The organism is Isosphaeraceae bacterium EP7 (assembly GCA_038400315.1).
Classification (GTDB): domain Bacteria; phylum Planctomycetota; class Planctomycetia; order Isosphaerales; family Isosphaeraceae; genus EP7.
Map to the genome: position 1 here is coordinate 572,760 of CP151667.1, position 22,296 is coordinate 595,055.

Consider the following 22,296-nt stretch of genomic DNA (forward strand, 5'->3'; position numbering starts at 1 on the left):
GCCGGCGTTGCCTCGTCGAGTCGCCCCTTCTTGAACGTAGTTTGGCGCGTCGGAATAACCGCGACAAGGGACCTGCCCCGGCAACGCCGCCCGATCGACGCCCCATTCGTCTGGGCCGAGTCGACGGCGCTCTCCCTAGCATTTAGTACGCGATCCGGCCCACGTCCCCGCCAGGCCAATTTGCCGCCTCACGACTCGCCGAGCGTGACCTCGACGTCCGTCGGCTGGCCGTCGCGCACCACGCTCACGCGCACCGAGGCGCCCGGGCTGTGGGCCTCGACCTCGGTCAGCAGCTCGTCGACGGTGCGGACCGGCTTGCCGTCGATGGCCGTGATCAGGTCGGCCGCATCGCGGTCGAGCTGCCGGACCAGGCCGAACCGGGTGCGCGTCACCCTGACGCCGATCGGCCGCAGACCCGCCAGCGCGGCGGGCCCGCCCTCGGCAAGGTCCACGATGAGCAGGCCGCCCGGCTCGCGCAGCACGCGCGTCAGGCCCAGGTCGGCGCGGATGACCCGCCCGCGTTCGATGAGGGGCTTCAGGATGCGCGAGATCGAGTTGATCGGCACCGCGAACCCGATTCCCGCTGACTGCCCGACCTGGCTGAGGATCGCCGTGTTCATGCCGATGACCTGCCCGCGCGTGTTCAGCAGCGGGCCCCCCGAGTTGCCGGGGTTGATTGCAGCGTCGGTCTGGATGATCCCCCGGATGGTGCGCCCGTTCTTCGCCTTCAGGGATCGGTCGAGGCTGCTGATGATCCCCGTCGTCAAGGTCCGCTCGAGCCCGAACGGGTTGCCCAACGCCAGCACCTTCTGGCCGACCTGCAGCGACGACGAGTCCCCGAGGGCGACCGGGCTCAGCCGCTCGGCCGGGACGTTCACCCGCACGATCGCCACGTCGTTGGAGGCGTCCTGCCCCACCAACTCGGCCTCCTGGGTCGACCCGTCGGAAAGCGTGACCTGGATGCTCTCCGCCCCCTCGACGACGTGCGAATTCGTCAGGATGTGGCCCGACGTGTCGATGACGAAGCCCGACCCCGTCCCGCTCGACGTCTCGTCGCCGAACAGGCCTTCGGCCGACGCCGCCGTGGTGATATTGACCACGGCACGATTGACCGTCGCATACACATGAATGTTCACCCGTTCCTCGGCATCGAGCAGGGCCAGGACCTCGGCGCTCGGCGGCGTCGGCGGAGCGGGGATGACCGCGGGGAGTTGCATCGGCGCAGGCAGGGGGATCGCCGCCTGCGGCGCTCCCGCCCGTTCAGGCCGCTCGTGGCCCAGCCAGGCCATCACAAGGGCGAGCGTCACCAGGGCCGTCAGGGTATGTCCCACCATCGTCCGACCAGCCGCCATCGCCGCCATCCTCCGGGTGTCTTGCCGCCCGCATGCCCGTCGGGGCGGGCTCTCCTAAAAGTGATACACCGGGCGTCGCACGCCTTACAATCCCGCGCGTGCGGGGCGCTGGACTCGACCTATCGTCCGTGTGAGAATGCGGCCTTGGCGCGGGCCTCGCGGGTGCGCCAGGCCGCCCCGTGCGAGGGGCACGGCCCGCCCTGCCCTCGCTCCACTCGCCCGCACTCATCCGTCTCGACCCCGAAGGAGTCGTCGCCATGCCGCACCGCGTCCTGACACGCCTGGCGCCGGCCGCCGCGCTCGCGTTTGCGCTGGGGGCCTCGGCCGCGTCGGCCCAGGTCTCGCCCGCCGAGAGCGCCAAGATGCTGAAGCCCGCCAAGGGGCTGGAGGCCACGCTCTGGGCGTCAGAGCCGATGGTGCATAATCCGACGAACATGGACGTCGACTCACGCGGCAGGGTCTGGGTCACCGAGGGCCTGAACTATCGGCTCACGCGCGGCGGCAACAAGCGGTTCTCGCACGCCGAAGACGCCGATCGCATCAAGATCCTCGAAGACACCGACGGCGACGGCAAGGCCGACAAGGTCACCGTCTTCGCCGACAAGATCTTCCCGATCCCCATGGGCATCGCCGTCGAGGAGAAATTCGGGCTCGACGGCAAGTATCTCGGCGCCCGGGTCTACGTCGGCAACAGCCCCAACCTGATGGTCTTCGAGGACAACGACGGCGACGACAAGGCCGACAAGCGAGAGGCCCTGCTCACCGGCTTCGGCGGCGTCGACTCCGACCACGGCGTGCACGGCATGGCCCTGGGCATGGACGGCAAGCTCTACTTCACCCACGGCGACGGCTGCTGCTCGGTGCAGCCGGACAAGTCCGAGAAGCTCCAGAACTTCGACGTCCACGATAAGTCAGGTCGGCACGTCTCCTCAGTCGAGCTGGGCAACGCCTTGCGGGTGAACCGCGACGGCACCCAGTTCGAGATCCTGGCCGACCGGCTCAGGAACGACTACGAGGCGACCGTCGACGCCTCGGGCAACGTCTTCGTCAGCGACAACGACGACGACGGCAACCGGGGCAGCCGCGTCTGCTGGATCATGGACGGGGGAGCTTACGGTTATAAGACGCCCGGCAGCCCGAGGCACTGGGGCGAGGACGTCCCGGGCAACGTGCCCAAGCTAGCCGGGACCGGCAACGGCAGCCCCTGCGGCATCATGATCTATGAAGGCAGCCTGATGCCGGCGCCCTTCCGCGGCGCCCTGCTGGAGGCCGACGCCGGCACCCGCCAGATCAACTCATTCCCGCTGACCCGCCGCGACTCGACCTTCAGGACCGACGCGGGGGTCTTCCTCACCAGCGACGACCCCTGGTTCCGGCCCGTGGACATGGCCGCCGCGCCCGACGGGTCGGTGTTCGTCGCCGACTGGTACGACGCAGGGGTCGGCGGCCATGCCTTCCAGGACCAGACCACCGGCCGGATCTATCGGGTGGTCCCCGAAGGTTCCAAGCCCGCCGCCGTGACGCTCGATTTCGCCGGAATCGACGGGCTGATCGCCGCCCTGAAGTCGCCCGCGGTCGCCTCGCAGGACGCTGCCCGCCGCTCGCTGGTTGCCCGCGGCAAGGAGGCCCTGCCCGCCCTGAAGGCCCTCTTCGCCGGCGACTCGCCGGTGCACCGGGCCCGCGCCCTCTGGGCGATCCACCAGATCGAGGGCGACGCCGCGCCGCTGGCCGCCCTGAAGGACGGCGACCCCCGGATTCGCGAACAGGCCGTGCGGATGCTGGGCCGCGACGTCAGCCGCAACGGCAAGGTCGAGCAGGCCGGCCCCACCCGCCCGCTGGCCGCAGAGGTGCACCTCGACGCGCTGAAGCCGATGGCCGACGACCCCGACGCGGGCGTCAGGCTCGAGTTGATCCTGGCCCTGCGCGACCTGCCGACGGACAAGGTCGGCGACACCCTGAAGACCCTGGCCCGATCGTGGGACGGCCGCGACCGCTGGTACCTGGAAGCCCTGGGCCTGGCACTCCAGAAGCGCGAGTCCGCGTTCGTCTCCAGCCTCTTCGACGGCTCGCTCTACGGCGCCCTCGACCTGGCCACCGCCGGCCGGGCCGCCGACGTGGCGCTCCCCCCTTACTTCCCGGTCGACCGCAACGAGGCCTACCTGGGGACCCGCGACGAACTGCCGGCGGCCTCGCCACTTAGCCGGACTCTTGGCCTGTCCTGGAGGCTCCGCCGGCCCGAGTCGCTCCCCCTGCTGGTTCGCGTCATGCCGTCATTGCGATCTCCCGAGATGCAGCAAGCCGCGGACGACGTGCTCGGCCAGCTTACCGGAGACCGCGCCGCGGTGGCCGTGGCCGATCTTGCGACGCAGACCAACGATCCGCTTCGCAGACGCCAGTTGATGGACACGCTGGCACGCCGCCTCGATGGCCCCTGGCGGGGTGCCCGCGGCACGCCCGAAGTCACCCGACTGATCTCCCGGGCCCTCAACGAGCCGATTCCCACGGTCGAAGCCATCCGGCTGGCCATCGCCACCGGCGACGCCAATTATGGCGATCCGCTCAAGGCGATCGCCGTCGACCTCAGCAAGTCCGATGAGCTGCGTGTCGCGGCCGTCGAGGGGATCGGCAAGCTGAAGCCCTCGGGGCCGCAGCAGCTCTTGCGCAACCTGGTCGGCGACGCTCGGCGGCCCGACCGATCGACCGCGGTGGCCGAGGCGGCCGTGCGGGTCTACCCGATGGTGGTCGAGGACGCTCGCCGCGCGCTGATGGACCTGATCCGCTCGACGGCCAACCCCCTCGCCATCCGTCGCGAGGCCCTTCGGGTCTATTCGTCGCAGCCCGAGGGCGGCCAAGAGATCCTGGCGATGGCCCGCGCGAAGACCCTGCCCGCCGAGCTGGTCACCGAGGCGACGGCCCTGGTCAACGCCCACGCCGACCGCCGTGTCCGTGATGCAGCCCCCAGCGTGCTCCCCCTGCCCAAGGCCGCCAGCGGGAATCCCCTCCCCCCCATCTTCGAGCTGGTCCGCCGCGAAGGGGACGCCGCCCGGGGCAGCAAGGTCTTCCATCGCGAGGGGGCCAACTCCTGCGCCACCTGCCATCGGGCGCAGGGGCGGGGCAACTGGGTCGGGCCCGACCTGTCCACCATCGGCACGAAGTACGGCAAGGCCGAGCTGATCGGGTCGATCCTCAACCCCAGCGCCGCCATCGGCTACAACTTCCGCAGCCTGATCGTCGGGATGGCCGACGGCCGGACCCTGACCGGCCTGCCCGTGGAAGACGCCAACGGCCGGCTCGTCCTGAAGACCTCCGACGGCCGGCGTGAGGTCCTCAGCGCCGCCGACATCGACGACCGCAAGGTCAGCGAGGTCTCGCTCATGCCCGAAGGGCTGGCCTCGACGATGTCCGACGGTGAGTTCGTCGATCTGATCGAGTTCCTGATGACCCTGAAGCAGCCTGTCAGCATCGTCGGCCAGTTCTACGCGGTCGGACCCCTGGCCCCCGACGAGCCGTTCGACACGGCGGCACCCATCGACGTCTCCAGCCGCGAGGGCAAGCACACCTGGCGGCGGCTCGGGGCCGACGCCGAGGGGCGTTTCGACCTGTCGTCGCTGGCCGACGCATCGCAGGTCGCCTATCTCTACGCCCCGGTCACCTCGACCTCGCCGCAGGAGGCACGGCTGGTCGTCGACGCCCCGGGAGAGGTGAAGGCCTGGCTCGGCGGCAAGGAGCTGGCGCTGGTCGCCTCGGGCGATGGTCCCTCGCGGTCGGCGAACGTCACCCTGCCGAGCGAGCCCACCGGCCTGCTCCTGCGGCTGACGGGCGGGGCCAAGGCGGGCATCGTCGCGACGTTCGTGGCCAAGAAGCCGATCGAGTTCTCCGCCGAGATCGCCCGGACCGCCGCCCCCTGATCGGGTCGGATCGGGCCGGGCTCAGCCCGCGGCGGCCTTGCCGGCCAGAACGCGGACGAGCTCGGCCCGATCGATCGGCTTGCTCAGGTACGCGTCGAACCCGGCGTCGAGGCAGCGCTCTTCATCCCCCTTCATCGCGTGGGCCGTCAGCGCGACGACCCTCGTGTGCTCGCCCATGAGTCGGTCGCGGCCGCGGATGGCCGTGAGCGCCGCGAATCCGTCCATCACCGGCATCTGCAGGTCCATCAGCACCAGGTCGAACCGCTCGTCTCGAAGGGCGGTCAACGCAGACTGTCCCTCGCCGACGATCGTCACGCGGTGCCCCAGCCGTTCCAGCAGGTACGAGGCAACCTTCTGGTTGACCGGATTGTCCTCGGCCAGGAGCAGCCGGAGCGATCCGGGGAGCCCGGCCGGCGTGCATTCGGTGGCCTGCCTCCGAGGTCTCGAGGCCATTGGCCTGCCGTACGGGGCTGCCGAGCGGCCGAGGACCTCGACAATCGCCCCCAGGAGCCGGTCGGCAAGGACCGGTTTGTCGAGGCTGGCGGCCAGCCCCAGGGCCATTTGGTCGGCCCTGTCCGGGGGACCGGCCGAGGTGAGCATGATCACCGGTACGTCCGAAGTCTGGGAGTCGTCACGCAGCAAGGCGGCCAGGGTGTAGCCATCCATCACGGGCATCTGGCCGTCGAGCAGGACCAGGGCGAACGGCTCGTCGGCCTTGCTCCCCCGACCGTCGCATCCCAGGGCCGCGAGTGCCTCGTCGGCCGAGGACACCGCCAGCGGCCTGGCGTTCCAACTCGCCAGCAACTCCATCAAGATCCGCCGGTTCGTCGCGTTGTCGTCGACAATCAGGACCCGCAGCCCGACGAGCGCCGCCGCCGGACTCCCGGCCGGAGGATTGGCCCGGATCCTGGTCTCCCCCGAGGTTTGCGAGGGATCGACCAGGGCCAGCGCGACGACGGCCCGGAAGCGGCTCCCCCGGCCGGGCTCGCTCTCGACCTCGATCCGCCCGCCCATGAGGTGGACCAGGTTCGACGCGATGGCCAGGCCCAGGCCCGCCCCCTCGTGCCGCCGGGTCAGCGACCCGTCGACCTGCTCGAACGGCTCGAAGATCCTCGAGATCTTCTCGGGCGCGATGCCCACGCCGCTGTCGGACACGCTGATCTCAATGATGGCCTCGCCATTGAGCTTGGCCCGCAGGCTCAGGCCGACGACCACCTCGCCCTTCTCGGTGAACTTGATCGCGTTGGTGACCAGGTTAACCAGCACCTGCCTCAGCCGGTTCGGGTCGCCCACGACGTGCCGGGGCACGTCGGCAGCGACCTGGCAGGCCAGCTCCAGCCCACGAGCATGGGCCCGGGGCGCCAGCGACCGCAACGCCTCATCCACCCAGACAGGCAGATCGATGGGCACGGGATCCAGGTCGAGCTTGCCCGCCTCGATCTTCGAGAAGTCGAGGATGTCATTGATCACCGTCAGCAGCGAGATGGCCGACCCCCTGGCCGTCTCCAGGAAATCTCGCTGCCTGGCCGACAGGTCGGTCCCCAGCGCCAGCTCGGTCATCCCGATCACGCCGTTCATCGGCGTCCGGATCTCGTGGCTCATGTTGGCCAGGAACTGACCCTTGGCCCGGGTCGCCGCCTCCGCCTGCGCCAGGGCGTCGCACAGGTCGTCATTGCTGTGCGCCAGCGTCTCCATCGCCTCGTCGCGGGCCTCGATGGCCCGCGCTACCTGGCGCACCGCCGGCTGGAAGATCCAGAGTGCCTCCAGGCCCAGGGTCACCAGCACGGCGATCATCACGAACCACTCGATGGAGCGGCTCTGATTGACCCGGGCCCGCGCCTGGATGTCGAACTGGTCCACGATGTCTTCCATGTTCCTGAGGTAAGCGTCCTCGCTTTCCATCAGGCGGGCGAGCGTGCCCTTCATCATGTCGCCGGCAGGGGCACCGCGTTCGATCTCCTCGGCCGCCTGGATCACGCGTTCCATCTGGGGGCCGACGAATTCGAGGTACTCGGGCGTCGATCGAATCAGCGAGGCGCCGCGTCTCAGGGCGCGAGGATAGGTCGCGGTGTCGGGCGGCAGCACGCCGAGATCCGCGTTGCCCCGCCGAAGCGACAGATGGCCCTGCCGCCATTCATGAATGGCCTTGCGGATCTCTCTGCCAAACTTCGCCCGTAGTTCGGGGCTCGTCGTCGAGAGTTTCGCCAGGCTCGCCTTGGCGATCTTCTGGCTGAGCGTCCGCTGGCTACCGGCGATCGTGATCGTCCGAGCGACCGATCCCTCGCACCAGAGGCTCAGCTGAACCATGACCTGGCCCATCGTCGTCAACACTGCGACGATCAGCAATGCGACCACATAGCGCCGGGTCAGCGGCCCCGTCTCGTTGGTCGGTTTGATCATCTTCCCCGTCCGGGCGGGCGGCTTAGCCGGGTCGCCCCATGCACCCAGCTCTAATGTTCAAATAGGACATGAATTCGCGAGACGCGTGGGATCAATCGCGATCTCGGCGAATCGGCCCCGGCGTGGCCCTGGGGACACTCGTCATTTTGCGTCGAACCGCACGGACGAACCGCTCGCGCGCGTCCTCGTAAAGGATTCGCTCGTCCGAGGCGCTCTGCCTCGCCGTGCCCAGCCGGCTGGCCAGGTAGCCGGGCATCGCCGACAGCGTGTCCGACGTCTGAGCTTCGACTCGATCCAACCAGGCCTGATCCCCGCCCCGCATCAGCCGCAACTCGGCGGCAACACGGCTCATCCGGTTTTGCGACTGGAGATAGTTGCCCAGGTATCGCTCGACGATCCGCATCGAGGCCCGGTAGGGTGCAACTTCGGGCCAGAGCGCCGACCATCGTACGCCTGGCGCCTTGGGAGAGGGCCTGGGCAGATAGCCGCGGTCGGTCAGGGACCGAGCCAGGTCGGCCGCCAGGATCGCGTCATAGCCGACCGACGTGCCCAGGCTGTAATCGCCGCGAGTCGGCTCGATCACGACACCATATTCGCGTACCAGGCCACGCACCAGGGATTCCGAAGCCCCTTCGAGCGGGGCGGCATCGGACCGGTGGAGGCCATTCGCCAGACGCATGGCGTGGTCGGTCAGGGCGAGGGCCCGCGTCGGGTCGCCCTCCGCGGAAACGCGCCTGGCCTCGGCCAACTCGGCATTCGCCCAGCGAACCTTCGCCTCGTCTCGTCTTGCGAGTACTTCGCCCGAGAGGGCAACCAGGGCCGAGTCTCGCGTCGCCCGGAGCGCCAGGCCTTCCCAGATGCCGACTCCGTAGTCCCCATTCGTGCTCGGCGGCGTCTCCAACAGGAGGCGAATCTCGCGCCTGGCCAGCTCATCGCGTCGCTGGGTCAGTGCCCGGATCTGGTCGGCGGAAGCCCCGTCGTCCGTGCGAGCCAGATTCAGGGCGGCCTCGATCTCGGCCAGTGCCAGGCCTGGCATCCCCGCGCGATCCTTAGCGTCGGCCTCGCCGGTCAGGGCGTCCAGGCGGATCTGCCTGGCCTCTCGCTCGCGCGCCTGGCTGATCCGGCCGGCGGTAGAGACCGCGATCAGCACGGCCGAAAGTGCCAACGCGGCCCAGGCCCAGGCCGACCACCAGGGAGCCTTTCGACCCGATCTGGATCGGTGGCTGGGCAATCTGGGAATGAAAGGGACCTCGGCCTGAGTGCCGCAGTCGGTGCAGCGCACGAGCAGGCCGGGGGCCAGGCCGTCCAGGCGAAGCTCGCTCCCACAATCCGGACAGGCGAACGTTCCGACCATCGCCGCGTCCCCGTGGCCCCGACGAGATGTCGGCGCAACTCGGTACGACTCACAACTTCGCTATCCTACGCCATCAACCCACCCAAAGGCGAGATCGTGAGGCCAAGGATGAACGCGTGTGGCGAGAATCGGAGACGTCGCGGGGCCGAGACGGGCTCAGAGCTCGAACGGGTCGGTGCAGCGGTTGATCAGCCAGGTGTCGACGTCGGAGAGCATCGGGCTGGTCATCCGGTGGGCGCACGGATAGGACTGGAAGGCAACCTTCAGGCCCCCAGCACGCAGGGTCGCCACGTCACGCCTCGCCTTCTCGACAGGGACCCGACCGTTCCACTCGCCGTGGACAGCCAGGATGCGCAGCGAGCGACAGGCCTTGAGGCGGCCCAAGGGACGGAAGCCGTGGCCCGAGGGGAGCCAGCCGTTGATTGCGACCACCCCGGCAAACTTATCCGGGTAGCTCAGGCCCAGCCGGTAGGCCACCGCGGCCCCTTCGCCGCACCCCATCAGGAAGATGCGTTCGGAATGGACGTGGACCGACCGGCGAATCCGGCGAATCGCCGAGAAGACGCCGTCTTCCAACGCGTCGACCGGATCGGGCGACCGGTCGCTCAGGCGGCGGTCGAGCCACTCGGCATCGGTCAGGTGGGGGACAGTCGACCGGCGTGTCTTGCCCGACTTGCCGAACGCTTCGGTCCACCCATGACCGATGACTCGGCCCTGCTTCTGGATGGTCTCGGGTCCACGCAGGCTGACGCCGACGTAATTCCGCCAGCTCATCGCCGGCATCGACCGCATCATCTGCTGCTCGTCGCCGCCCCGCTGGTGGAACATGACCACGAGAGGATACGGATAGTTGGGCTCGTATCGTTGAGGAACGAAACGAGCCTCGACCAACGGCTCCGCCCCGGCCGATATATCATACGATGGGGCCTCGCGCCGGTCGTTGAACATCAGCGGCTGCTCCAGGAGACGGGTCCGAGAGGGCTGACGGGCCAAGCCCCCGTCCGCCCCACCCCGAAGCTCGATCGGACGCCTCCGCGCCTCGATTCGAGCTCATTTGGGTCACCCCAAGCATACTCAGGAAATTGCCAGCCTTCAATAAATCCCCCAGATAATTTGGATTTGGGGCTAGTATTTCTTGCCCAAACCCATAGAACTGGGTAAAGCCCCTGGATCGTTCAGATTAACCCGACCGTTAGCTCTTGTTGCCGTTGCTACTTCCGGTCAGGTTGAACTTGTTCAAGAAGCTGGTAATTGCCTTGGGGAAGATCGACAGTCCGTTGTTCGACTTGACCGGGACCGGCTGCCGACGAAGGGGGGTGCTCTTGCGCTGGGCGATCAGGGCGGCCCGCCGATTGGCGGCGGCCACCCGGCCGATCTGGGCGGTGGTCCGGGCATTCGCGGCACTGGTGGCGGGCGTCGTGGTGACGGGCGTCGGCACCGTGCTCCGGCCATCTGTACCCATGACTCTCAGGACGATCGGGCTCGACGAACTGCCGTTGTTCGTCTGGAAGGTCTCGTCGACCGTGTTCTCGGGGTCGACCACGACCCAGATCCGGCCGGCGCCAATGCTGCTCAGGGTGATTCCCGCGGGGAGTTGACCCGGGAGCCGCAGCGTCTGGGTCAGGTCCCTGCTATAGCCGCCCTGAAGATTATCGACGCTGGTATCACCCAGGAAGATGCCCTTGTCGTTGCTGGTGTTGTTCCCGATGAGGTAGAACCGGACCTTGAAGGCCCCGCTGTCGACCTTGCCAAGATTTTGTAAGTTGGCAGTTACCTGGAAGTTCTGTCCCCAGAAGACATTTCCCGTGGGGGCCGTGACGGCTCCGACGGCCAGGTCGGGCTTTTCAGCCGCCGCAGCGGCTGCGGCGGCCGCGATCGAGGTCGCGTCAGCGGCGGTGAAGATCGTCATCACGGTCTGGTCGAGTCCCAGACCTTGAGTGGCGACGTGCGGGGCAAGTGGGTTGGTCAGGTAGTCGGCATCAGCGACCAGGGTGACGGTGAACGTCGTCGCGCCGCCGACACTGGTCGGGATCGTGGCGGGCAGGGTGATTTCCTGCACCACGTTGACCGTCTGATACGATGGTACGGGCGGGATGGCGATGCTGCCGAGCGTGATGTCGCCGGCCCCGCCAAAGGCCGAGCCCGAGGGCGTGGCCACGACGCGGGCACGGGTCGCCGGGGCATCACCCGCCAGCGTGTTCTTGACCTGGGCCGTCACCTTGATCGTCGAGCCCCAGGCGACCTGGCTCTGAGAGACGCCGAAGGCGGTTCCTATCAACTCGGCGGGCTTGATCGGGGTGATGTAGACCGACGAGAGGTCCAACCCCTGGCCCATCGCCTGATTGTTGGCGATCGAGGTCTCGGGCAGGGTGTGGTTCGGGTCGATCTGGCTACCGACGTAGACCAGCTGGTTGGCGGTCAGCCCCGAGACGGGTGTCGAGGGGAGCCGGAAGACCTCGTCGTACGACGCCGACGCGCCCGGTTCGAGGTTGGTGTCGATCGTGAACGTCCCGAGCAACACCGCCGTGGATCCCACGTTGGGGGTGCTCGATGCGTAGACGGCCACCAGGGTCGGCGTGGTGGTCGCCGAGTCCCCCTGGTTGGTGATCGTCCCGATCGCGTGGAACGCCTGGTCCCAATCCAGGTTATTCGGGGTGCTGAAGGCCGTGCCGACCAGGTCGGGTCGCCCGACTCCGGCCGCCATTAGCTGCCGTCCCTCCAGGGCATCGAAACGGAGGATGATCGGCTTCCGCCCCCAGGCCCGATGACGCTCGGCCACCCGACGGTCTCTAGATGACATAGGTGTCTTCTCCTCCCTGAGAAGGCGGCCCGACTCTGCGACTGCTCGCTCCGCCCCGGCTCCACGGCCGAGATTCGAACTCGGGGTACGTCCCTCCGTCGGCCGACTAGGCCTGCGGGGGGGGCGCACTTGGCCGTGCTCGGAATCGTGACCTGTTCGACAACGACATGGGCCGTCGTCAAAGCTCGGGGCAATCCTTCCTGGATTCGCCTGGGAAGTTATCTCGGGTCGCGCGGGTCGTCAAGTCCAGCGTAATTCGCTCGGCTCGCATAATCCTCCCGTCCGGGGCGACCCTCCGGCGGGCAGGTCCGCCGCCATGATGTAAGCTCAAGTTGAGATGATGAGGCGAGATCCGACGGCCTCGCATCCCTACCGCACCACCGCCCAGTAGGAGATCCGCATCATGAGTCGCACCCACGGGGCCTCGCTCCTCGGGATCCTGCTCGCGGTCATGTCGGCCGACGCCAGCGCTCAGGACCCGGCCGGCCCGCCGCATGCAAGCATCTACTATGCGGCTCCCGGGCTTTACGCCACCACGTACGGGTCGCCGAGTTACAAGGTGCCTCGCACCTACTCGTCGTTCTCTTCCCCATATGGCGCAGGCTACGGCTACGGATACCGCCCGACGAGCTTCCTGCCCGGCCCGTTCGGCGTCGGCCTCTGGCGTCCGGGCACCACACAGGGGTATGGTCCGGGCTCTTCCATCTACTCGACCTACGCCGTCCCGCCGGCCGGCTACCCCGTCACCATCCCCGCACACGCCCCCATCGGTGCCTACGCGCCGGGCTTCGGGCCCTCGCCGTTCGATCCCTGACGTCAGGCGTTGGAAAATTGCCCCTGCGCCAGGAATGTTGGGAAGCTTGGAACTCCCAGGCTTCCCATTTCTCCCAAAATTACGGAAGACGCTTCATCCCGGCCCCTCACTTCGCTTAGGGACCGGGGGATCGCAACTGTCTTGGGTTGTCAGGACGGTTGAAGGTTCTATAATCGTTGATTGCGTCAAGTCGACTTCGAGCGTGGCGAAGTCGACCGATTTTCTTTCCGAGTCCCCAAGGCCGGGGATGACGACCGATCCGGTTCGTCCACGTCACGGGTCGGTCGATGCGCGAATGATGCACGAGACGCCGGGACCGAGGGGCGACGCCCCGAGGGACCGACTCGTCGCGCGATCATCTTATTGCCGGCCGCCCCAGGGTGCGCGAGCCCAGGGGATGGATGGAAACCGAACCCAACTCCTATGGTCGATCGTAACCTCCTCCGTGAATTCGACGTCACCGACGAAGAGCTCGACGCGTTAGGTGCCGGGGCTGATGACGGCGGCGAATTCGAGCGTGTGCTCGGCGAAGCCCAGGCCTTCAACATCAATAGCATCGTGACCGGCAAGGTCATCGAGGTTGTCGGCGACCAGGTCGTCGTCGACATCGGCTACAAGTCCGAAGGCTTGGTCCCGCTCAACGAGTGGGAAGATGAGCCCCCGCCCGTCCCGGGCGACTCCGTCGAGGTGCTCCTCGAGGGCACCGACGACGACACCGGCGAGATCGTCCTGTCCCGCAAGAAGGCCCACAGGATGCGGGCCTGGGAGATGGTGATCTCCAAGTACCACGAAGGCGACGTGGTCAGTGGAAGGGTCACCCGGAAGATCAAGGGCGGCCTGCTCGTCGACATCGGCGTCAACGTCTTCCTGCCCGCCAGCCAGGTCGACATCCGACGCCCGTCGGACATCGCCGACTATATCGATCAAGAAATCCAGTGCATGATCCTGAAGATCGACGAGGGCCGACGCAACATCGTCGTCTCGCGTCGTAAGCTCATCGAGATCACCCGCGAGCAGCAGAAGAAGCAGCTGCTCGCCGAGATCTCGCCGGGCCAGGTCCGCAAGGGCGTCGTCAAGAACATCGCCGACTTCGGCGCGTTCGTCGACCTCGGCGGTATCGACGGCCTGCTGCACATCACCGACATGTCGTGGGGCCGCATCAACCACCCCAGCGACATGGTCAAGATCGACGAGCACATCGAAGTCATGGTGCTGCACGTCGACAAGGACCGCGAGAAGATCGCGCTCGGCCTGAAGCAGAAATCGGCCAGCCCCTGGGAAAACGTCGCCGAGAAGTACCCGGTCGGTACCCGGGTCATCGGCGAAGTCGTCAACGTCATGAGCTATGGTGCCTTCGTCAAGCTCGAAGAGGGGATCGAGGGCCTCGTCCACATCTCAGAAATGAGCTGGACGAAGCGCATCAATCATCCCAGCGAGTTGGTCCAGATCGGCGACAAGATCGAAGTCGTCGTCCTCGGCATCAACAAAGAGAAGCAAGAAATCTCGCTGGGCATGAAGCAGACGCAGGCCAACCCCTGGGATCAGGTCGCCGGCAAGTACCCGCCGGGCACCATGATCGAAGGCACGGTCCGCAACCTGACCAACTACGGCGCGTTCATCGAGATCGAAGAGGGCATCGATGGCCTTCTGCACATCTCCGACATGAGCTGGACGCGCAAGATCGGCCACCCCAACGAGGTGCTCGAGAAGGGCCAGAAGATCCGCTGCCAGGTCCTCAACGTGGACCAGGAACGCAAGCGAATTGCGCTCGGCCTCAAGCAGCTCAAAGATGACCCGTGGGAGACCGACATCCCGGGCCGCTACGGCCCCGGCGACGTCGTCAACGGCAAGGTCACCAAGCTCACCAACTTCGGCGTCTTCGTCGAGCTGGAACCGGGCCTGGAAGGACTCCTGCACATCTCGGAGCTGGCCGACCACAAGGTCGACAGCCCCGAAGAAGTGGTCAACGTCGGCGACGATATCGAGGTGAAAATCCTCAGGGTCGACCGCGCCGAACGCAAGATCGGCCTGTCTCGCAAGAAGGCCCAGTGGGTCAAGGGCGACGACGAAGAGGGCGAAGAGCCCGTGGAAGGTGCCGCGCCCAGCGGTGCCGGAGCCGCGGCGAAGGCCGAGGCGGCGAAGGCCGAAGCCCAGGGCCTCAAGGGCGGGCTCGGCGGCGGCGGACTCCTCTTCTCGATGGGGGGAGCCCCCTCCAGCACCGATGAGGAGACCGAAGGTCAAGGCGAGGAACTCTCGGACGCGGACAGCACGCCCGCCGACGAAGACCAGGCCGAGACCACCGAGACGGACTCGACCGAAGCACCGGAAGCGGTCGCCGCGGACGAAGCCGTTGTCGCCGAAGAGGTCTCGGAAGAGGCCCCTTCCCACGAGGCCCCTTCCCACGAGGCCCCTTCCTACGAGGCTCCGAAAGCGACGGCCTCGGAGGAAGCTCCGGAAGACGTCACCTCCGACGATGAAGAAGCAGAAGAAAAGGCCAAGGCGGAAGCCGAACAGGCCTGAGCCGTTAACGGCTCGGTCTGTTCACGCCTGATCACTGCCTCCGATGTCAACTGACGGGCCGCCGACTCCTCCTCGCGAGGGGCCGGCGGCCCGCTCTCGTCGACTCCCCTCCCCGCTTTCACCTCCTCCCGACATGCACGCCCCACTCTCCTCGGATGCCGTCAATCGGGACGCCCTCTCGTCGGCCCGAGTGGGCGAGCACGCGCCAGGACGAAGTACACGCTTCCGGCCCATGGAATTCGGGCGATCGGCAGGACGCCCTTAACCGCCAAACCTTCCCAGGTTTCCAAAACCTCTCAAGTTCACAAGTCAAGCCTCCGATAGAGAAGGCATGACATCCGGCGGGTTCCTCGAATGGGACCGGGCGTCGGGGCAAGTTGGACTAGGTGGCGAGAATCGCACCGGCCCGATTGGCCACGGTGACCTTGATCGGGATGACCTGCGGAAGCCTCCAGGGCTCGATCGTGCGGAGGCGGATGCCGACGCAAGGCGGGCCACGTGCCGGCCGGGATGACCCCGGCCACTCGGGGAGGACGTTGGGTGTGGTCGGTCGTGGGCCATGGAGGAGGGGTGCCCGGCGGGCATCCTCCGGCCGACCTCATCCGGTGCGCGGTCTGGACAAAACTCCTGCGATCGACCTAGACGAGGATCTTCATGGCCCGGATTCGCCGATACCGCCGTGATACGGTGCAGAGCCCCCTGGAGACCTACCTCCGGGAGATCAACGAGGTGGCCCTGCTGACCGCCGACGAGGAGAAGATGCTCGCCCATCGGATCGCCGCCGGCGACAATGCCGCCCGCGAGCGGATGGTCCGGGCCAATCTCAGGCTGGTCGTCAACATCGCCCGAGGCTATGTCGGCAAGGGCCTGGCACTCCAGGACCTGATCGAGGAGGGGAACCTCGGACTGCTCCGCGCCGTCGAGGGCTTCGACCCCGCCGTCGGCACTCGGTTCAGCACCTACGCCAGCTACTGGATTAAGCAATCCATCAAGCGGGCGCTGGTCAACACGGCCAAGCCGATCCGAATCCCGGCCTACATGGTCGAGTTGCTCTGCAAGTGGCGGCGGATGGCGTCCGACCTGCAGGAGTCCTTCGGCAGGCCGGCGACCTTCGAGGAGATCGGCAAGGCCCTGGAGCTTCCCAAGAAGAAGCTGGCCATCGTTAAGAAGGCCATCAAGGTCTACAATCTCGTCCCCCAGACCGATCAGCCCGAGAATGGCTGGAGCCTGGGCGAGATGCTCATGGACGAGCGCACCAAAGCCCCCGACGTCGAGATGGTCGAGGCGGATAACCTCAGGCTCGTCCTGCACCGGCTCGACGAGATGGACAAGCGCGAGGCCACGGTTCTCCGGATGCGGTTCGGCCTCAACGACATCCCGCCGAAGACCCTCAAGGAGATCGGCGAGTCGCTCGGCCTGACACGCGAACGCGTCCGCCAGATCGAGAACGAGGCCCTGGGCAAGCTCTCGGCCGTCTTTGCGAACGACTGATTCCGGATCTTGCTCGCAGAAACGGAGGCGGGCGCGACCACCCTTCCGGGATGGTCGCGCCCGCCTCTTTCGCGTTGCTGCGGAGGTCCTGCGATCTCAGTCGTCCGTCGCCGAGCGGTCGGGGGCGGAGAGCTTGCGGCGGAAGGCCAGGCCGACGCCGCAGGTGAGCAGCATGATCAGGGTGGTCGGCTCGGGGACCGGGAACGGCTTGGGCGAGTTGTAGCCCCGCGTGTTGCTGGTCGCCTTCACCGCCGAGAAATCCTTGGTGAAGCTCCCATCAAACGTGCTCAGCAATTCCGGCTGGATGCGCATGTAGGCGTCCTTGCCGAAATATTCCTTGAGAGCCCCGCCCGTGATCTTCAACTCGAAGTCGTACAGGTCGGTGCCGCTGATGCCCAGCGAGCCCAGGTCCTGCGAGCCGAACTTGGTCGGCGTGCCCGACAGGAGCAGGCCGCTGTAGGTCTGCTTGTCGGTGACGATTGTCCCCCAGAGCTCGTACTTGTTCGTCGGCGAGTCGGCCACGAGCTGGCCATTCGCGTCGAGCGTCGCGGAGACGATCTGCCGCCGCACCCCGTCGGCCGAGTTGGGCAGGATCGGATACTCGGAGGCCAGGGTCTTTTCGCCGGCGATCAGGTACGGCGTGTTCGTCACCTGGAACGTGCCCGTCCCGGTGGCGGGGTCGTAGACATACGACTGGACGCCGTTGATGTCGGCCGAGATGTCGGGGAACGCCCGATCCGCCGCGGGCCGGATCAATCCGGCGTCCGCTCGCAGGGTCAGGGTTGCGAGGAACAGGACGGTCAAACCCGCTTTCAAAGCGTAGCTGCGCATCCGGTGCATGGGATTCCCTTCCGGTCGCCCCGATTGGGACTGATCGATGCCTCGCCCGGGCGTTGAGCCTCGGACGCGGCGGTGCCAATCAAATGCGATGTACCGAAGCAGAGAGGGACCGAACTTCGCTCCTGCCGCACCGGGTTCCTCCGTCGGACAGCGATGTCCGCGGCGAACGCCGGCCCGCCCCGAAAGCTCGTGGCGCGTTGATCGTTCGCACTCGCGTCGGCAATGACGCGGCCAGGTCGGGCAAACCTGAGATCGGGGACCGTGCCTTGGCTGGCACGAGGGAACTCGGAGGAGGCGTCGCCCTGTCTCGTGCACACAGAGCGCCGCCAGGAATCCGTCCCGGGTAGTCCAATCCTTGGTCTGTCGCGTCTCCGGCCGTTCAACCGACGTGGGGCGAGTCCTAGACTCGGCAAGGGATCCAGGGGGTCGACCGTGACTCCCCGGATCGGAGCGGCCGGACTTTAGGTTAATCGGCCAGATCTGTCAATCCGGAATTTCGCATGCGTATCGAGCTGTTTTTCATCCTTTTTGGTCATAGTAGGCACTAGTTTGGTTTGGGATGCCTGCCTCCCTGACCGGAATGATCCGATCACCCAAGCACGCCTCGTCAGGTCGAGGTTGGATGCACGCTTGCGGGCGAGCGTCGAATGGTCCATGAGTGCCCGATGTGTCGGTGTCTCGTCTCTTCCCGCGGCACCGTCCGTCGGGCGTCTCGTCGCGACGACACCCAAGGAGCTGAGACCGATGAGCCGCCATCCTCGCCGGCGACCGTCCGGACGTCACGCGACTCTCCAGGTCGAGTTGATGGAGCCACGCCTGCTCCTCGCCTCGTCCCTGCTTCAAGATCTCAACGCGATGGAGAAGGGCTCCGCTGTCTCCAGCCCGGTGGCGTACGATGGCCGGGTCTATTATGTCGCCCAGGACGGGTCGGACCCGCTTTATTCGCAGCTCTATGAGACCGACGGCACCGACGCCGGGACACGGAAGATCGCCGGGTTACAGGTCAGTACAGACGCCAGGCTGGTCGTCAGCGGCGGCTCGCTCTATCTTGCCGCCAAGGGGCTCAACGACGGGCCGGAGCTCTGGAAAATCACCGGGACGGCCGCGCCGGTCGAGGTCAAGGATCTCAATCCGGGGCCTTCCGGTTCGTACCCGACCAAGCTCACCTCGGCGGGTGGCCTGCTCTATTTCTCGGCCGTCGGGGGCGATCTCAACAACAACGCGGAACTCTGGAGGTCCGACGGGACCGAGGCCGGCACCTTCGCTCTCAAGAACGAAGTCTCGGCGGTGGACTCCTCCGACCCGGGCAACCTCACCGCCGTCGGCAGCACCCTGTTCTTCTCCGCCTCCCCTTACGGCGACCGCCAGCTCTACAAGACCGACGGTACCGTCGCCGGGACGGTGCTGGTCAAGAGCTTCGGCTTGCCGGGCTCGATCGACCGGTACGTTTCCGAGCTGAATCGCTGGGCGTCGGTCGGGGACACGCTCTACTTCGTCGCCAACGACGGGACGCATGGCTTCGAGGTCTGGAAGAGCGACGGGACCGACGCCGGCACAGTAATCGTCAAAGACATCAACCCAGGCCAGGGCGATAGCCTGCCCACGACCGAGAATCCGCTGACGGCGTACAACGGTTCGGTCTACTTCGCCGCGAACGACGGGACGCATGGCTTCGAGCTCTGGAAGACCGACGGGACTGGCGCCGGCACCGTCATGGTCAAGGACATGAACGTCGGGACCTCGACCGATGGCTCCTACCCTGCTCAGCTCACCGTTCTGGGCGGATCGCTGCTGTTCACGGCCTACGAGCCGGGCACCGGCACGGAACTCTGGAAGACCGACGGGACCGACGCCGGGACGGTGCTGGTCAAGGACATCAGGACGGGCTCGCTCGGGTCTTCCGCCGGCGACCTGGCGGCCGTCGGCCAGTTCGTCTTCTTCACCGTCGACGACGGCACGCATGGGAACGAACTCTGGAAGACCGACGGGACCGATACCGGCACCGTGTTGGTCAAGGACATCAGGACGGGCCCGGTTGACTCGAACATCGGCGATGGTGGCCTCTCCGGCACCTTCGCCTCGATCGGCGGCACGGTCTATTTCTCCGCCAACGACGGCGTTCACGGCGACGAACTCTGGAGGTCGGACGGGACCGACGCCGGCACGGCGATGGTCAAGAATCTTCGACTGGGCACCGACTCTTCCAACCCCACCGACGCGGTCGTGCTGGGAGGTTTCACTTATTTCCTCGCCGCCTCGGGCGAGTCGACCGGCGAGTTATGGAGGACCGACGGCACGTCGGCGGGGACGACCAAGGTCACGTCCAGAGTCAGCGATCTCTCCTGGCTCGTCCTGTTCAATGGCACGCTCTACTTCCAGGGGACCGACGCCACCTACGGCGCGGAGCTCTGGGCGAGCGACGGCACCGACACCGGCACGCGGATTGTCCAGGACGTCTTCCCCGGAGCCGGCGCGTCGTCTCCGAGCCAGCTGACGTCCGGGCCCGGCGGGCTGTACTTCACCGCGGACGACCCCAACGTCGGCACTCAGCTTTACAGGACCGATGGCACCGCGGCCGGCACCGCGATGGTCAAGGCCATCAACACCGGGTGGCAGGGCACGCAGATCGCCGCCCTGTCCTTCATCGGCGGACTCCTTTATTTCTCCGCCGACGACGGCGTTCACGGATCGGAGCCCTGGAAGAGTGATGGTACCGAAGCCGGCACCATCATGATCGCGGACGTCCAGTTCGGGCCTGGCTCGTCCTATCCGACCGATTTCCAGGGGATGGGAGGGGCCGTTTATTTCGTCGCCGCGGACAACGGCTTCCGACTCTTTCCCGTGTACGGTCGCGAACTCTGGAAGACCGATGGCACCGCCATGGGGACCGCGATGGTCAAGGATATCCTGGCCGGGCCGGGCGACGGGCTCGGCCCCCACGTTGTCGACGCGAGTACGGGGTCGAGGCTAGTCGTCATCGGCTCCATGCTCTATTTCGCCGCCGATGACGGAACCCACGGCTCCGAGCTCTGGAAGAGCGACGGGACTGCGGCAGGCACCGTCATGGTCACCGACCTGTACCCCGATGCGCTCGGGTCGTCCCCGACCTGGCTGACCGCGTTCAATGGGTCGCTTTACTTCGCCGCCTCCGGATCCGCGGGAAATTCGCTCTACCGGACCGACGGGACCGCGGCGGGAACGGCGCTGATGACGTCGAGGAGTTCGGCCTCGCTCGGCTCTCCCACCCATTTGAAGGTCGTGAACGCCACCCTGCACTTCACTGCCGACGACGGCGTGCACGGCCGTGAGCTCTGGAAGAGCGACGGGACCGTGGCCGGCACCGTCTTGGTCACCGACATCGCCCCCGGAGCGGCCGACTCGGGCGCGGCGGTGCTCGGGACCATCGGTGCGAACTCGATCCTGGTCTCCGCCGACGACGGCATCCACGGCTTCGAGCCCTTCGTGGTGACCGGCGTCGCATCGGCCGTGGCAAATGACTTCGACGGCGACGGCAAGTCGGACATCGGCGTGTACATGCCCGACAGCGCCCAGTGGGTGATCCGCAACTCCTCGGGCGGGTCGTCGGCGACGGTCTGGGGCAACACGGCCGGCACGACGACGATCCTCTCGGGCGACTTCGACGCCGACGGCAAGGTCGACATCGCCACCTATGACCATGGCTCGTCGGTCTGGTACGTCAAGCAGTCCACCGGCGCCGCGCCGATCGCCCTGGTCTGGGGCCGTGCCGGCAGCAACGACGTGCCGGTCGTGGCCGACTTCGACGGCGACGGCAAGGCCGACATCGCCGCGTACAACCCCTCCACGGCGCAGTGGTTCATCCACTACACCTCGGGCGCCACGCCGGCGGTGATCGTATGGGGCCGGGCCGGCTCGGCCGACCTGCCCGTGGCGGTCGACTTCGACGGCGACGGCAAGGCTGACCTGACTGTCTTCAACCCGAACACGGCCGAGTGGATCGTCCGCAACTCGGCCGCCCTGTCGGCCACCTCCGTCATCTGGGGCCGCGCCGGCGACGTGCCGGTGGCGGCCGACTTCGACGGCGACGGCAAGGCCGACATCGCCACCTACACCCCCGCCTCGGCGACCTGGGTGATCCGCTACTCGACCGGCCTCCCGGCCCAGTACATCCTCTGGGGCCTGTCCGGCGGCTCGGACATCCCGATCACGGGCGACTACGACGGCGACGGCAAGGCCGACCTGGCCGTCTACACGCCCGCCACCTCGCGCTGGTTCACCCGCAATGCGTCGGGCCCGCTGGTGGCCAACACGGTCGTCTGGGGCCGTGCCGGCAGCGGCGACGTGCCTCTGGTGAAGAAATACACCGTCATCACCAGCGGCGGGAACCGCTCGGTTTCCGTGGCCGCCACCCAGCCCGTAGCCCTGCCCCTTGCGTCGGTCTCCGGGCTGACCGTCACCCCCAAGGCCGCCGTCCCGATCCCCACCTTCGCCGCCCGTGCCCGCCTGCTACATGGCGTCGCGCCGCGATCGTCAACCACCAGGTTGACGGCTGCACCGTCGCACCCGAATCCGGCGTCGATCTTCAAGAAATGCAGCCCGGCCCGGTCAACCACGGCCCCCTCCCCGGCCTGATTCCCGCCGGCGGAAACTCGGCCCCTGACCCGATCCCTCGGCCGGGGCCGGGCCTGACGTCCATGGGTCATGACCCTTTAAATGTCTGGAATCGATAGAAATCCTAATTTTTTCGCTTTGAGTTTCTTGCGTGATCCCATCCCCTCGTCGATGATATCGGCGGTCGTGCGGGCGCAACGCCCGCCGCGGGAAGAGGCCCCGCAACC

Annotated in this window: 11 protein-coding genes; 5 read left to right on the forward strand and 6 right to left on the reverse strand. The window is 67.1% G+C overall.

Annotation, left to right across the window (positions count from 1 at the left end; all coding sequences use genetic code 11):
* Positions 1 to 188: 188 nt before the first annotated feature.
* On the reverse strand, positions 189 to 1,352 hold the full coding sequence (locus EP7_RS02395; protein ID WP_463525975.1) for a S1C family serine protease: 1,164 nt from the start codon (positions 1,350 to 1,352) through the stop codon (positions 189 to 191).
* Positions 1,353 to 1,609: 257 nt separating this feature from the next.
* Between EP7_RS02395 and EP7_RS02400 the strand changes: the two genes are divergently transcribed.
* Positions 1,610 to 5,260: a PVC-type heme-binding CxxCH protein gene (locus EP7_RS02400; RefSeq protein ID WP_463525976.1), complete on the forward strand. Its 3,651-nt coding sequence runs from the start codon at positions 1,610 to 1,612 to the stop codon at positions 5,258 to 5,260.
* A 21-nt stretch (positions 5,261 to 5,281) separates the two neighbouring features.
* Here EP7_RS02400 and EP7_RS02405 read toward each other — a convergent pair whose 3' ends face one another.
* The 4 genes from EP7_RS02405 to EP7_RS02420 all read right to left on the reverse strand — a co-directional run bounded on the left by EP7_RS02405 (position 5,282) and on the right by EP7_RS02420 (position 11,814).
* Positions 5,282 to 7,660, reverse strand: coding sequence for a response regulator (locus tag EP7_RS02405; protein ID WP_463525977.1), 2,379 nt, complete (start codon positions 7,658 to 7,660; stop codon positions 5,282 to 5,284).
* Between the two features lie 91 nt (positions 7,661 to 7,751).
* Positions 7,752 to 9,014 (reverse strand): hypothetical protein, encoded by a 1,263-nt coding sequence (locus tag EP7_RS02410; protein WP_463525978.1) that lies wholly within the window; start codon positions 9,012 to 9,014, stop codon positions 7,752 to 7,754.
* Between the two features lie 156 nt (positions 9,015 to 9,170).
* Positions 9,171 to 9,962: an alpha/beta hydrolase gene (locus EP7_RS02415; RefSeq protein ID WP_463525979.1), complete on the reverse strand. Its 792-nt coding sequence runs from the start codon at positions 9,960 to 9,962 to the stop codon at positions 9,171 to 9,173.
* 244 nt (positions 9,963 to 10,206) lie between these two features.
* Entirely contained in the window at positions 10,207 to 11,814 is a 1,608-nt protein-coding gene (locus tag EP7_RS02420; protein WP_463525980.1) for a CARDB domain-containing protein, read from the reverse strand.
* 403 nt (positions 11,815 to 12,217) lie between these two features.
* Between EP7_RS02420 and EP7_RS02425 the strand changes: the two genes are divergently transcribed.
* From EP7_RS02425 to EP7_RS02435, 3 genes are all read left to right on the forward strand, one after another.
* Positions 12,218 to 12,628, forward strand: coding sequence for a hypothetical protein (locus EP7_RS02425; RefSeq protein WP_463525981.1), 411 nt, complete (start codon positions 12,218 to 12,220; stop codon positions 12,626 to 12,628).
* Between the two features lie 423 nt (positions 12,629 to 13,051).
* On the forward strand, positions 13,052 to 15,148 hold the full coding sequence (locus EP7_RS02430; RefSeq protein ID WP_463525982.1) for a 30S ribosomal protein S1: 2,097 nt from the start codon (positions 13,052 to 13,054) through the stop codon (positions 15,146 to 15,148).
* Positions 15,149 to 15,802: 654 nt separating this feature from the next.
* The gene (locus tag EP7_RS02435; RefSeq protein WP_463525983.1) at positions 15,803 to 16,639 is read left to right on the forward strand and encodes a sigma-70 family RNA polymerase sigma factor; all 837 of its coding nucleotides are present in this window, start codon (positions 15,803 to 15,805) and stop codon (positions 16,637 to 16,639) included.
* A gap of 96 nt (positions 16,640 to 16,735) precedes the next feature.
* Here the strand turns inward: EP7_RS02435 and EP7_RS02440 are convergent, their stop codons facing one another.
* Positions 16,736 to 17,479 carry a PEP-CTERM sorting domain-containing protein gene (locus EP7_RS02440; protein WP_463525984.1) on the reverse strand — a complete coding sequence of 248 codons (744 nt, stop codon included), beginning with the start codon at positions 17,477 to 17,479 and terminating at the stop codon, positions 16,736 to 16,738.
* A 744-nt stretch (positions 17,480 to 18,223) separates the two neighbouring features.
* Here EP7_RS02440 and EP7_RS02445 point away from each other — a divergent pair.
* Positions 18,224 to 22,090: an ELWxxDGT repeat protein gene (locus tag EP7_RS02445; RefSeq protein WP_463525985.1), complete on the forward strand. Its 3,867-nt coding sequence runs from the start codon at positions 18,224 to 18,226 to the stop codon at positions 22,088 to 22,090.
* The last annotated feature ends 206 nt before the right edge of the window (positions 22,091 to 22,296 follow it).